This window comes from Anaerostipes sp. 494a (assembly GCF_001940315.1).
GTDB classification, from domain to species: domain Bacteria; phylum Bacillota; class Clostridia; order Lachnospirales; family Lachnospiraceae; genus Anaerostipes; species Anaerostipes faecalis.
Map to the genome: position 1 here is coordinate 254,939 of NZ_MJIF01000001.1, position 13,764 is coordinate 268,702.

10 protein-coding genes and 1 pseudogene are annotated in these 13,764 nt (G+C 38.3%); 7 read left to right on the forward strand and 4 right to left on the reverse strand.

Annotated elements, in window-relative coordinates; translation table 11 throughout:
- Window positions 1-43: 43 nt before the first annotated feature.
- The 6 genes from BHF70_RS01390 to BHF70_RS01415 all read left to right on the forward strand — a co-directional run bounded on the left by BHF70_RS01390 (window position 44) and on the right by BHF70_RS01415 (window position 6,505).
- Window positions 44-1,357 (forward strand): circularly permuted type 2 ATP-grasp protein, encoded by a 1,314-nt coding sequence (locus BHF70_RS01390; protein ID WP_075758580.1) that lies wholly within the window; start codon window positions 44-46, stop codon window positions 1,355-1,357.
- On the forward strand, window positions 1,339-2,025 hold the full coding sequence (locus tag BHF70_RS01395; RefSeq protein ID WP_075758581.1) for an alpha-E domain-containing protein: 687 nt from the start codon (window positions 1,339-1,341) through the stop codon (window positions 2,023-2,025). The genes BHF70_RS01390 and BHF70_RS01395 overlap by 19 nt, the downstream gene beginning before the upstream one ends.
- On the forward strand, window positions 2,013-2,801 hold the full coding sequence (locus BHF70_RS01400; protein WP_075758582.1) for a transglutaminase family protein: 789 nt from the start codon (window positions 2,013-2,015) through the stop codon (window positions 2,799-2,801). The genes BHF70_RS01395 and BHF70_RS01400 overlap by 13 nt, the downstream gene beginning before the upstream one ends.
- Window positions 2,798-3,742 (forward strand): M14 family metallopeptidase, encoded by a 945-nt coding sequence (locus BHF70_RS01405; RefSeq protein ID WP_075758583.1) that lies wholly within the window; start codon window positions 2,798-2,800, stop codon window positions 3,740-3,742. The genes BHF70_RS01400 and BHF70_RS01405 overlap by 4 nt, the downstream gene beginning before the upstream one ends.
- Window positions 3,739-4,692 (forward strand): M14 family metallopeptidase, encoded by a 954-nt coding sequence (locus tag BHF70_RS01410; protein WP_075758584.1) that lies wholly within the window; start codon window positions 3,739-3,741, stop codon window positions 4,690-4,692. Before BHF70_RS01405 ends, BHF70_RS01410 begins: the two co-directional genes overlap by 4 nt.
- Before the next feature lie 100 nt (window positions 4,693-4,792).
- Window positions 4,793-6,505 (forward strand): B12-binding domain-containing radical SAM protein, encoded by a 1,713-nt coding sequence (locus BHF70_RS01415; protein WP_075758585.1) that lies wholly within the window; start codon window positions 4,793-4,795, stop codon window positions 6,503-6,505.
- A gap of 729 nt (window positions 6,506-7,234) precedes the next feature.
- On the opposite strand, the gene BHF70_RS01420 is transcribed toward BHF70_RS01415, so the two are convergent.
- Together BHF70_RS01420 and BHF70_RS01425 are read right to left on the reverse strand one after the other, a co-directional pair.
- Window positions 7,235-8,140 (reverse strand): IS3 family transposase, encoded by a 906-nt coding sequence (locus tag BHF70_RS01420; protein WP_075758466.1) that lies wholly within the window; start codon window positions 8,138-8,140, stop codon window positions 7,235-7,237.
- Window positions 8,140-8,487, reverse strand: coding sequence for a transposase (locus BHF70_RS01425; protein ID WP_242946281.1), 348 nt, complete (start codon window positions 8,485-8,487; stop codon window positions 8,140-8,142). Before BHF70_RS01425 ends, BHF70_RS01420 begins: the two co-directional genes overlap by 1 nt.
- Window positions 8,488-8,613: 126 nt before the next feature.
- Here BHF70_RS01425 and BHF70_RS01430 point away from each other — a divergent pair, with 126 nt between their 5' ends.
- The gene (locus BHF70_RS01430; protein WP_075758586.1) at window positions 8,614-11,703 is read left to right on the forward strand and encodes a DNRLRE domain-containing protein; all 3,090 of its coding nucleotides are present in this window, start codon (window positions 8,614-8,616) and stop codon (window positions 11,701-11,703) included.
- Here BHF70_RS01430 and istB read toward each other — a convergent pair.
- Both istB and istA read right to left on the reverse strand, forming a co-directional pair.
- Window positions 11,686-12,438 carry an IS21-like element helper ATPase IstB gene (gene istB, locus BHF70_RS01435; RefSeq protein WP_075760473.1) on the reverse strand — a complete coding sequence of 251 codons (753 nt, stop codon included), beginning with the start codon at window positions 12,436-12,438 and terminating at the stop codon, window positions 11,686-11,688. The two genes, BHF70_RS01430 and istB, sit on opposite strands and share 18 nt — an antisense overlap.
- 2 nt (window positions 12,439-12,440) lie before the next feature.
- A pseudogene (istA, locus tag BHF70_RS01440) lies at window positions 12,441-13,723 on the reverse strand (IS21 family transposase).
- Between the last annotated feature and the right edge of the window lie 41 nt (window positions 13,724-13,764).

Here is a 13,764-nt window from a genome sequence, read left to right on the forward strand (position 1 = left end):
AAGTGTAAAAGTCTTTGCTAATTACAAAAAAGGAGGCAGATATATGGACAAACTGGTTCAATTTAAAGATGAAATAAATCAGCTGCTTGCACGATATGGCGTGAAATTCGGCATCTATAAAAACAATGAATTTCATGAGCAGCTATTTCCTTTTGATCCTATTCCAAGAGTAATTGAACATGAAGAATTTCTAGAACTGGAAAAAGGACTGATACAAAGAGTAAATGCATTAAATTGCTTTCTGCTTGATATCTACACAGAACAAAAAATTGTAAAAGATGGTGTAGTACCGGAAGAATTTATTTTTGCTTCTCCTGGTTTTTTGGCAGAATGTCAGGGAATCGTTCCTCCTGAAAATATTTTTGCTCATATTGCAGGAATTGATCTTGTAAAAGGAAAGAATGGTATCTGGTATGTATTAGAAGATAATCTAAGAGTTCCATCAGGAGCTTCTTATCCAATGATTGCCAGAAACTTATGCAGAAAGGCAAGCCCGAATACATTTCGTGAAAACGCTGTAGAAGATAATCGAAATTATGGTTCTCTGCTTCGTAAAGTCATGGATGATGTAAATACCGGAGGTGTTAATGTTGTATTTACACCTGGAAGATACAATGCTGCGTTTTTTGAACATTCTCTGCTGGCAGAAAAAACCGGATCTGTATTAGCCTTCCCTAACGATCTGGAAGTACATGGTGACTATCTTTACTATAAAACATACAGCGGCGTAAAACAAAAGGTTGGAGCGATTTATCGTCGTATATCCGACGATTTCCTGGATCCAATGACATTCCGTGAAGACTCACTGATTGGTATACCTCATATCATGGATGTATATCGCAAAGGAAACGTTGCTTTAATCAATGCTCCTGGAAATGGAATTGCTGATGATAAAGGTATTTACTATTTTGTACCCAAAATGATAGAATACTATTTGAAGGAAACACCAATTCTTCATAACGCACCTACATATCTTCCATTTTTTGAAGAAGATCGGGATTATGTCTTGAAAAATTTTGAAAATCTTGTTATTAAAGATGTTGCAGAAGCTGGTGGATACGGAGTTGTTTTTGGTAATAAATTAACTCCGGAAGAAGCTGTTACCATGAAAGAAAAGATTAAATCTGAATCCAGACGTTTCATTGCACAGGAAGTCATTGATTTTCAGGACATGGAAATCGTTGATGGCGATTCTATTGTTGAAAGAAAAGCAGATTTACGTGTTTTTGTGTTATCAGGAAAAGAAACAAAAGTATGGAAGAGCGGATTGACACGTTATACCAGAGATCCAGATTCTTTTGTTGTTAACTCATCTCAGGGAGGAGGTTTTAAAGATACATGGATATTATCTCAGTAGTTGAAATGAATCACATATACTGGCTTGGACGTTATACAGAACGTGTTTATACAACCATTCGTCAGTATTTTGAAGGAAATGACCGGATGATTGAAGATCCGGGATATTATATTACATATTGTAACAATTTCACAATACCAAACTGCTACGAATCAGCAGAAGATTTTACGCAAAAATACGTTTTTGATGAAACAAATCCGGATTCCATCATTTCAAATTTGGAATATGCATATGATAATGCTATCGTTCTTAGACATAGCCTTGGAACAGAAACATTATCTTATATGGAACTGGCTGTGAATCAGCTGAAAAATTCCAAAGGAAGTTCTGTCATGATGGTAGACTTGCAGAAAGTTCTGGATTATATATTGGCATTCTGGGCATGCATCGATGATTATATCGATAGTGACCAAATTCGCAGCGTTATCAAAATCGGTCGTCACGTTGAGCGTCTGAATTTATATCTGAGACTGCGAATGGATCATGAGCAGCTGATCAAACCTTTTCATATGCTGGTTGCGCGACTGCGCAGAGGATATATTGAATATGATAAAGATGCAGTTGATCACCTGGGAATGATCGTTACATCCAAGGATGATATTGATTATATCGATGCGGTTCAGACAAGTGAAGCAATTATTAAGGAGAAATATCGTTGCATAATTTAAAATTTTCTTATGAACAGAAAATTCATTTTCAAGAAGCAGTGAATCGACATCAGTTCGCTTATCGTTGTACTCCCAAAACAGAACCAAGACAGGAAATCACAGATTTACATGTTGAGGTTTCTCCATGTGATTATTGGTCCTTTGGACAAGATGGTTTTGGAAACAAAACCATCTATGGGACTATGACAAAGCCGCATCGGGAATTTTATATCTGCGTCTCAGGGACTGCCAGGGTAGACTGGAGGATTTATGACGGAGATCAGCATTTCTTAAATCTTCTACGAACACAAACGCCCTTGACTGTTCCGGGACCTTCCATGCTAAGCTATTTGGAACGAATTGCCCCTTATGTAAATAAAAAAATAAGAGATTATGGAAAAGCCTGTGAAATTATGGATTGGACTTATGATTACTTTAGCTACACAAAAGGTGTAACAGGTATTTATACGACAGCCGAACAGGCTTTTACTTTTGGAAAAGGTGTTTGTCAGGATTATGCACATGTGATGATCGGCATGTGCCGTTATTTTGGAATTCCGGCACAATACATTTCAGGGGCCATGATTGGAGAAGGATTTTCCCATGCCTGGGTAGAAATATTCAGTGATGGAAAATGGTACGGGTTTGATCCTACCAATCATCTTCTTGTGGATGATATGTATATCGTATTTGCCCGCGGACGGGATAGTTCTGATTGTGTAATAAACAAAGGAACTTATTTCGGTCTGAGTCAGGAGGCACAAGAAATAAAAGTATTAGTGGAGGAAATCAAATGATACAGACAGTAGCAACGGCCCCGCTTCCGGCGGCCGAAAATTATATTGTAAAGAAACAGCGTTTACAGCCAGAAACATTATCTGGAACCGAAAAAAGAATCAGTGTTGTAACAGGAATTCATGGCGATGAACTGGAAGGCCAGTATGTATGCTATGAAATCCAAAGGCGAATCAAAGAGCATCCGGAATTACTGACAGGGATTGTTGATATTTATCCGGCACTTAACCCTCTTGGAATTGACTCCATTATAAGAGGAATTCCTCATTTTGATCTGGATATGAATCGTATTTTCCCTGGGAACAGTGAAGGATCCATGGCGGAATATATCGCATCTGAAATTATTGATGATGTTAAAGGTTCCGATTTGTGTATTGATATTCATGCAAGTAATATTTTTCTTCGTGAAATACCGCAGGTTCGGATCAACGAGCTATGTGCAGATACACTGGTTCCTTTTGCAAAGCGATTGAATGTTGATTATATATGGGTTCATGGTGCAGCAACTGTATTGGAAGCAACCTTTGCTCATTCTCTTAATACCATCGGAACTCCTGTTCTTGTTGTGGAAATGGGGGTTGGAATGCGTCTGACAAAAGATTATTGCAATGAGCTGGTAGATGGTATTTTCGTAGAAATGAAAGATCTGGGAATCTGGCAAGGTGACGTTATTGAACCAAAGAAAGCAATTGTTTCTACCGATGGAGAAGTCCACTATCTTAACGCTGAATATGCAGGTGTCTTTGTTCCAACAGTGGAACACTGGACTTCTGTAAAAAAAGGTGATAAGATTGGTGAAATAATTAATCCTTTAGAAGGTGTCATCAAAGAAGAAATCTTCTCAGACTGTGATGGGATTTTATTTACTCTTAGAGAATATCCAATTGTAAGTGAAGGATCGTTACTTGGAAGAATTCTGGAAAGAAATGGGGCAGCGTCATGAAGAAAGTACAGTTATACGAATTAAAATCATTATATAGAGATTCTTTAGAAATATTTGGCTATCAGTTTGGTGGCAATGAAAAAACAGTCTGTATTGTTGGAGCAATCCGTGGTAATGAAGTACAGCAGCTTTATATGTGTTCAAAACTGGTTCATATTTTAAGTCTTCTGGAAGAAAGAGGGCAGATTAATAAAAAATTGGGAATTATGGTAGTACCATCTGTAAATCCATATTCCTTAAATACAAATACACGATTCTGGGCAACAGATAATACTGATATTAACCGTATGTTTCCAGGATATGACCTCGGAGAGACAACGCAAAGAATTGCAGGTGGATTCTTTAAACAGGTAAATGATTATAAATATGGTATTCATTTTACAAGCTTTTACCTGGAAGGGAACTTCACTCCTCATGTAAGGATTATGAAAACCGGATTTGAGGATGCCGAACTGGCGAAAGAATTTGGCATGCCTTATATCATGTTAAGAAATCCAAAGCCTTATGACACCACGACATTAAATTATGAATGGCAGTTTTGGGGCACGAAAGCATTTTCTGTTTATACTCCTGGTACGGATCGTATTGATAAGAGCCAGGCAAACGAAGGTATCAATGCTGTGTTACGTTTCCTTGCCAGCCAAGGATTGATCAATATATATCAGGATGGAGGATATCGTTCCAGAATTATTGAAGAAAGCGAACTTGTAACTGTTCGTACTAAAAAATCTGGAATTCTCTTCTTAAGTAAAAAATGTGGAGATCATATTCGTGAGGGACAGATCATGGGAGAAATTCTGGACACCTATGAAGGGAATGTCATCGAACAGATTACGGCACCTTGTGGCGGTAGAATCTTTTACCATGGTTCTAATCCATTGATTTATTCCAATACTGCAGTGGTAAAAATCATTCGTGATCCGGAGGCAGAATATTTTCAACAACAATAGGATGTTGTCCCTATTACTAAGATATAGTATTTGCCGGCAGTGAAATAGCTGCCGGTGTTTTTATTGTATAAGAAATATCAACGATAAAGGATGATTTATTATGAATATTATTTTAACAGCAATCAATGCCAAATACATTCACTCTAATCTGGCAGTTTACTGTCTTCGTGCCTATGCAAAACCATATAAGGAAGACATTCAGATAGCCGAATATACCATCAACCAGCAGATAGACGATATGATAATGGATTTATACAAAAGGAAACCGGATATTCTATGTTTTTCCTGCTATATATGGAATATCGAATATGTAGAACGTGTTCTCAGGGAAATAAAAAAACTTTTTCCATCTTTACCTATATGGCTGGGCGGTCCGGAGGTTTCCTACGATTCCCATAATGTTTTAGAACGACTCCCAGAGGTAACTGGAGTTATAAAGGGGGAAGGGGAACAGACCTTTCTGGAAGTCATGGGTTATTACCATGGAAAAATTCATGATTTATCTGAAATTGATGGTATTACTTATCGGAATCAAGATAAAATCATAGAAAATCCCTGGAGATCCGTGATTGATTTAAGCAGTGTTCCATTTGTCTATGATCATATGGAAGATTTTGAGCATAAAATCATTTATTATGAATCCAGCCGTGGCTGTCCTTTTTCCTGCAGTTATTGTTTGTCTTCGATTGATAAATGTCTTCGTTTTCGGAATCTTTCTCTGGTAAAAAAAGAACTGCAATTTTTTATTGACCATAAAGTTCCCCAGGTAAAATTCGTAGATCGAACCTTTAACTGTAATCATCAACATGCATTGGAAATCTGGCGCTTTATAAAAGAACACGATAATGGTATTACCAATTTTCATTTTGAAGTGGCAGCAGATTTACTTAATGAAGAAGAATTGACATTAATATCAGACATGCGTCCGGGGCTGATTCAGCTGGAAATAGGTGTTCAGTCAACAAATCCAAAGACTATTAACGAAATCCATCGAAAAATGGATTTTCAGAAGGTTGCCAAGATCGTTGACCGTATCAATGCTGGACATAATATCCATCAGCATTTGGATTTAATCGCAGGTCTTCCTTATGAAGATTTGGAAAGTTTTCAGAAGTCTTTTAATGATGTATATGCTGTAAAACCAGAGCAGTTACAGCTTGGCTTTTTGAAAGTTTTGAAAGGTTCTTATATGGAACAGCAAAAAGATGCCTATGGATTAGTTTTTAAAGACATCCCGCCATATGAGGTTTTATATACGAACTGGCTTCCATATGATCAAATGTTGATTCTTAAATCCATTGAAAATATAGTGGAAATCTATTATAACAGCGGACAGTTTTCTTATACAATGAGATATCTGGAACATGAATTTTCTTCAGCTTTTGAAATGTATCGGAAATTGGGAGAATTTTATGAATCAGAAGGTTATCATAAAATGAATCATTCCAGAATATCACGTTATGAAATTTTATTTCAATTTATTAAAAGACATAGTTCAAAAGAAAAACTGCCATTTTATCAGGAACTTCTGACATTTGATTTGTATTTGCGGGAAAACATAAAAAATCGTCCTGATTTTGCAGGAGAATATTCCATAGGAAAAGAAGAATTATATTATTTATATGATGAAGTTTTGTCAAAGGATCCGGTGTTAAATGTATATGCAAAAAAGAATATGCGTAAAATGATGCATATAGAGAAGTTCCATTATGCAGTCCATACAGATGGCAAGCCGGCCGAAACCATTTTATTGTTTGATTATCTGGAACGAAATCCGTTAAATCATCAGGCCAAAATCATTTCTGTGAAATAAATTTATTTTTTATGTGGAGTGCCGCATTATGGTCTTGATCTAATACAAAACCGCAGTCACATTTCATAAATAGCACCACAGCAATGACAGATTTGGCTTGATGGAAATCACTTGACTTAAAAACACCTGGATATCCTTATCCATAGGAAAATTAAACGGTAAGATACATATAGTTTTCTCCTTTCGTAGACTCGGAGTCAGGACTCCTGTATGTATTCTAAATCTGACGCCAGAAAACCCACGGTCTAAAGACCAATGGCATTAAGTTAGTGTGGGTTTAAGAGAAGTTTGTAGTGTAAGAACTGCAAACTTCTCTTTTCTTTTACTGTGCAAATGAGAGATAGATGATTTTTGACACGCCAAATAAGCAAGGATGATTTCCTTGCTGAAAAGGTATATTTTTATAAGAGATTATGCTACTCTATACATGAAGCTGATTGCTTGTTTGATCCGTATATCTCGTGGTCTTGAACGCCCAGGGCGAATAGGCGTTATATATCTTGCAATTATTGCTTCAATATTAGACGGAATACATTTTCCTAATAGAAATTCTCGACAAATATGTGTGGCAACAGAAAAATTCACTTTGTAAGTATGTTTTCTATTTCTCTTTTCTAAGATTACGTGCGAGGTAATCAGTTCAGAAAAGTTGTACATCGTAAGTCGAGCAAAGATTTCTTGGTGATGTTGTCAATATTACTTTACACTTTTTTCTCAAGGATATTCGACCTATGCTGCCTCCTGCAATGAATCATAGTATTGCTGTCTCTTAATCATAGGGGGTAAACCTCCATTAGCAGAACAGATTCTCCTATTGTTCCAATAACTGATGAAGTATCTCCAGATAAGTGTTTTTAATTGTTCTACTGTCATTGTAGTAGTGTTGTAGCGTCCATAGAATAATTCCTCTTTAAATCTTGCCCACATGCTTTCGCATCTGGCATTGTCATGACATCGGCCGCCTGCACTGTTCATGCTTTGCAGAATGCCATATTTATTGATTGCTTTACGGTATAATTCGCTTGTGTACTGTGTTCCTCTGTCGCTGTGAAGGATTGCACCACAAAGTGCCGGATATGCTTTAACAGCATTTTCAAGTGTCTGCTCGCACAGGGTTGCTTTCATGTTTGTATCCATGGCTAACCCCAATACTGCTAGATCATAACAGTCAAAGATGGCAGAAACATAGAGTTTTCCATCAGCGGCTTTTATTTCTGTCATATCAGTTACACATTTTTCAAGCGGTTTTTTTGCTGTAAAGTCGCGTTTTATTAAATCATCTGATTTACGGGCTTTTTTGTCCGCTTTGGTAATGCCGTTTGGCTTGCGTTTTGGTTTATGATTAAGACCAATTTCTTCCATGACGCGATAAACAGTTCTCTCGCTTGGAATATGAACTCCATCGGGCTGTTTAAGCTGTAATGCCTGATACATACGGATTCTTCCATAAGTATCATTGCATTCATCTTCGTTGCAGATATCCAGCATAGCATCTGCTAGTGACTGATATTTCCATGGAGCAACCTTTGTTTTCAGATAATGATTGAATGCCTGCCTGGAAACTTTGAGAGCCTTACAATAGAAAGAAATTTTACCCTTAATCCTGCCGTCATCCGTTTTGAGTGCAATAAACATTAGTCTCTGTTTTTTGCGGACTTCCGACGGCTGGCTGCGAAAAAAGCACTAGCTTCTTCAAGGAATTCGTTTTCTTCCTTTAAATGACGAATTTCTTTATCCTGTTCCTTAACACGCTTTCTAAGCTCGATAAGTTCATCGTTAAGGGATAATGCTGCCTTAGGTGAGTGGACAGCTTCATTTGCGCTGAGTCGCCCTTCTTTGAAGGCTTTTATCCAACAGTAAATAGTTCCATCAGGAACACCTAATTCTTTCGCTGCTTTATGCCCACCTATTTCCTGAGCAAGCTTTACAGCCTGTGCTTTAAATTCGTTGTCATAAGATTTTTGCGTACGTTTTGCTGACATAATAATTCACTCCTTATTCTCTACTGATTATATATCAAAATCCTTGAGAATAGGGTGTCAACTTTTTTTATACCACATCAGAAGCATTATTTTCCAAAAGAGTTGACACAAGAGACTCCTGTGCTCATGGAAAACGGAAAGTATGAGATTTCCTTCGCTCCAATCTATGGTAAGCAAACAAAGACCAACAATCAGGCAGGGACTGTGGAGCAGTCGTTACGAGCAGCGGAGGACGCTGTGGAAGGGGTATCCGTTGAAACATCAAAACAGGAGAAGACAGTGGATGTAAATAGGGAAAGTAATTCGGCTTTTTTCTCCATCAATCAACTGGAACGGTCAGAAGTAGAAGATGAGAAAGTATTGACAGCGGAAGACACAAAAGAAGATCTTCCGGTCAAGGTATCCTATGTATCTAAGGATCAGGGAGTGGACTTTAGCTATCAGTCTCTGGATACTGGGATCAAGGAGACCATCACTCTATCAGAAAAACCAAAAAGTGGACGGATGACATTCAAATTTTATGCCAAAGGTTTGGAAATTAGGGAGAATGCACTTGATGGAGGTATCACGCTGATCGATAAGAAAACGGACGATATCATTGCGTCTTTAGAAGCACCAAACATGAACGATGCCACGGGAAATGCCTATAGTGAAAAGGCATGTTATGAGGTGGAAAAGGCCGGAGGGGAAGAGGATACGTATATCTTGACTCTGGTAGTAGATGAGGATTATCTAAAAGACAAAGACCGGAAATATCCAGTGGCGATCGATCCTACAGTCACATGGAAGGGATCCACGGATTTCTGGGATGTCTATGTGATTAATGGAAGTTATAAGGATACCAACTTTTATGACAGTGGTGTCACGGTGATGATGGCAGGAAATGCTAAACAGGGAGTTTATCGTACCTATCTGAGGTTTAAGGATTTTACAGCAAAGATCAAAGGAAAATATGTAGAATCTGCCACCCTTACCATGTATGAGACCGGGAATAGTCAGAGTTCACAATCGATCCAAGCCAGAAGAGTCACATCTAACTGGTCGAGACCAGGACTCACATGGAGCAACCGACCAGGATATTCAACGACATATGGAAGTGTGATAACGACAGGGACAGCTCATAAAGCAAGGAACATCAACCTGACATCCTATGCAAGGGACTGTGCCAGTGGGTCTATCACATCCTATGGGGTCATGCTTCGCAATGCAGATGAGACCAAAAGTTATGGACAGTTCTACAGTTCCCGTGCATCCAGTACCAGTTACCGCCCCAAAATGAGTGTTACATATTATGATGGACCGACAACACCGGAAGATGCTTTCGTTACACCGGAATATTTAAGGAAAGGAAATATGTTGACGGCACATTGGAAAGGAATTATTTCCAAATCCTTAAACCGTGTAGAATATAGGGTCGCGACCTATGATCCAGTAAAGAAGCAGGAAATCAATTCTTCGTATCGAAAATATGACGATTCAACGAAATTGGATACGGGACCTTCTGGGAGTAAGATAGTAACGGATAGCAAGAACTGGGCAGAAGGGTGTTATAAATTTGTTATCCGTGGAGTGGATAACGGAAAGATTGCAGGTGTTGGAAAAGGCGATATTTTTTACATTGATGGCACAATCCCGGTACTTTCCAATGTTAAGGTCCTTGGAGACGGGACGACAGAAACAACGGAAGATGCACCATCCAGTGATGGAAGCCCAAAACTTTCCTATACATTGAAGGAGACTTATCCGGATAAGGTTCTCTACAGTCTGGATGGCAAAACTTATCTTAATCTGCCATCCGATGGCAATATCCCGGAGGAAACCTTTAAGGGCAGCGGAGAATATACCATTTTTGTAAAAGCGAAAGATAAAGCAGGAAATGAAAGCAGTATTGTGAAGGCAATGTATCATTATATCGATAATTCAAAGGCATCGGATTATCAACCAACAGATGGAAAGGCTATCAAATCTTATGGAAAGGCTGTTATTTCATGGAAACAGGCTCAGGAGACCTTGCCGGGAAGCATCTATTATGAAGTACATCGTGGAAGCACGGAAGATTTCACGCCAAGTGATAGTACTCTGATCCAGAGTGCTATCAAAAATACATACTGTGCAGATACAAAAGCTGGGGACGGAAAAACCTACTATTATAAAGTCCGGGCTGTAAAGCTTGCTAAAACTGGAAGAGTACTGCAAACTAGTACTACCGTTTCTGCAGGAGGAATCAGACAAGATCAAAAGAGCGAATACGAACAGTATCTTGGAAGCAAAGATTACCGAGATACGGCAGAGATCTCCACACCGAACGGCAGCGGAGCCATCGATAAAGCCAGCGGGAACCTGACTTATGCAGTAGATGATTTTGATATCTCTGTGGGACAGATGGGACTGTCCCTTACCCGGACTTATAACAGCCAGACAGATAAGGCGGGAATGCTTGGAAACGGATGGTATGACACCTTCCACAAACAACTGTACCAGGTCGGAGACGATATTGTCTTCCAAGATAGTGACGGGACCTATGTAACCTTTGAAAAAGACGGCGATTCCTATGTATCCAAAGAGACCAAAGACTATGTGTTAAAACTGGAAGACATCACAAACGGCGGTTTTAAAGAAGTATCTCCAAATGAATCCAGTGACCTGGTACTGGCAAACACCGGGGAGACGGAAGAAGCATACCAGCCGAGCCACAATGTAACCGTCGCCGGGGAAGACGGGACCAAAGAAAAAGAGAAGGAAACTTCACAAAAGACGATCGCTGTGGCCTGCACCCTGACAGATAAAAATCATACGGTCTATAAGTTTGATGCCAATGGATTTTTGACGGCACAGGAGGACGCCAACGGAAACTATCTGCTTTATGAGTATGACAAGACCGGACGTCTGGACCGTGTAACGACCAGCAAGAATCAGGTTCTTTCCATGGAATACAACGACCAGGACTTGCTGAAAGAAATTTCCCTGCCGGATGGCACCAAGATGGACTATGTCTATGACAACACCGGAGATCTGACGAAAGCAGAGCATCAATCTTTTGATGGAACTCAGTCTGTCAGTTATCCGTATATCTACGACATCGATGGATGGCTGACCGGAATCCAGGATGCCAAAGGAAACAGCTATCATATCTCTTATGAAAACAACTATAAAATGTCAAGACCTAATGTACAAAAAATATTATATAAAAATGTACAATTAGTCTGTTTGTTTTAAGTGGTCTTTTAACCTGTATGACTTTCCTGATATTGGTATTACATGTGCATGATGCAAAACTCTGTCCATAATGGCATTTGCAACAACCGCATCATAAAATATTCCATCCCACTCATTAAAGTTCATATTTGTTGTTAATATAGTGCTTTTCTTTTCATATCGCATATCTATAAGCTGAAAGAATAGATTTGAATCCTCTTTATCAATAGGCAGATATCCAAGCTCGTCAATGATAAGCAGGCGGTAATGACAAAAATGCTTTAATCTTGCATCAAGCCTGTTTTCCAGTTTTGCCCGCTTTAGCTGTTGGAGCAGATCATTGCACTTTATAAAATATGTGCTTACTCGCTTTTTTGCGGCTGCAATACCGATAGAAGTTGCAAGATGTGTCTTTCCGACTCCACTCGGTCCAAGAAATACTATATTTTCATTCTTTTCGAGGAAGCCAAGACTTGCAAGCTCCCTCATTTCCTGTTCATTCACACTTGGCTGAAATCCAAAGTCGTAATCTTTAAGCTCTTTTACAAATGGAAATGCTGCGGCCTTTATCATAGACCGTGAAGCATTCTGTTCTTTAAAATCCACTTCATAATTACTGAGCTTTAACAGACCCTCCGTAAATGATAATCCGTTTGTTGTTACAAAATCTCTTATTTCATCAAGATGAAGTTTCATCTGGGTTAACTTTAACAATTCCAGATTTGCTGTTAACTGATTGTATGTACTATTACTCATAATCATAAACCTTTCCTATTATCTCAAGATTTTCTTTTGCTCTGTCCATTATGTGTTCATCTTTGAAAATATGGGATTTTCTAGCAATTGCAGCATAATGTTCAGAAATATAATTCAATTTTTTTGAACTTAATTGATGAATGGTTATTAATTCTGTGTTACAATACACATGTATATAACCATCATATACCTGTAAAGAAACAATCTTTCCTACGTACTCTGGTGGGACAGAGTACTGGCATCCTTTGTAATAAAACATGCTTGAATGATTGACTTTTACGGTATTTGTGGTGATTTGATAAGGCTTTCTTATGGTATCAGCGGGTAGGCTGTTTAGGAAAGCCTTTTCTCTGTTAAAATACATCAGCGGAATTCTTCCGGTTCCCTGGTTCACCTGTGCATTCACACGATTGTTAATTCTTGTTACTAGTTCAACCAGTTCTTGGTAATTTAACTTTCCATTATAAGCCCTTATTTCATCAAGTATCTTCATAGGAGCCTCAACCTTGGCCTTCGTATGGGGATGCCCTGCAATGCACGGCTGAACTTTAAAACCATAATCATCAGCGAATTGCTGAAACTTATTATTTACTTTGCCGGCAGAATATTCTGTTCTTGCTTCATCCATAACAGTTTTCATATTATCTGTAACTATTTCAGCCGGTACACCACCAAATGTTTCAAATGCATCATCAAGAAACGAGAAGAGTATATCCTGCGTCTTGGAAAGTGATACTCTGTATACCCTGAATCTTGAATATGAAAGCAATAAAACAAAAACATTTACATCTATAGTTTCTCCAGAAGAAAGAGTAAACGGAATCGACTCTTTCCAATCTAGCTGAGCCTGCTTACCCATAGGCGTTTCATATCGAACGGTTACCTGATTAGTGTTGGAAGGTCTGCCTTTTCTGAAATATGAATCGAATTCAGGATATTTTCTAAGGTAATGGCAGAAGTTGCAGTAAACACCTGTAAAGCCATGGTTATCTACAAGATACTGCCATAAAACTTTTCTGTAGTAAAATACCTGTTGGTTTCTGTCTGATAACAATTCAGCAATAATATCATAAAATGGTGTAATGCAATCATTACAGTTCCTTGTTTCTGGTTTCGTATATCCGTTTATATATTTATCTACTGTACGTCTGTCTACCTCCAATTCTCTTGCTATTTGACTTTTATTGATTTTCAATGTCCCATCCTCCAAAAATGGTTTTAGTTTGTACAGGTCATTGACACTTTCTATTTTTATGTTTGTTATGATCTGATTCTTTAATATCATTATGAGTTCCTCCTTGTAACTCATATATCATAACATTTGTA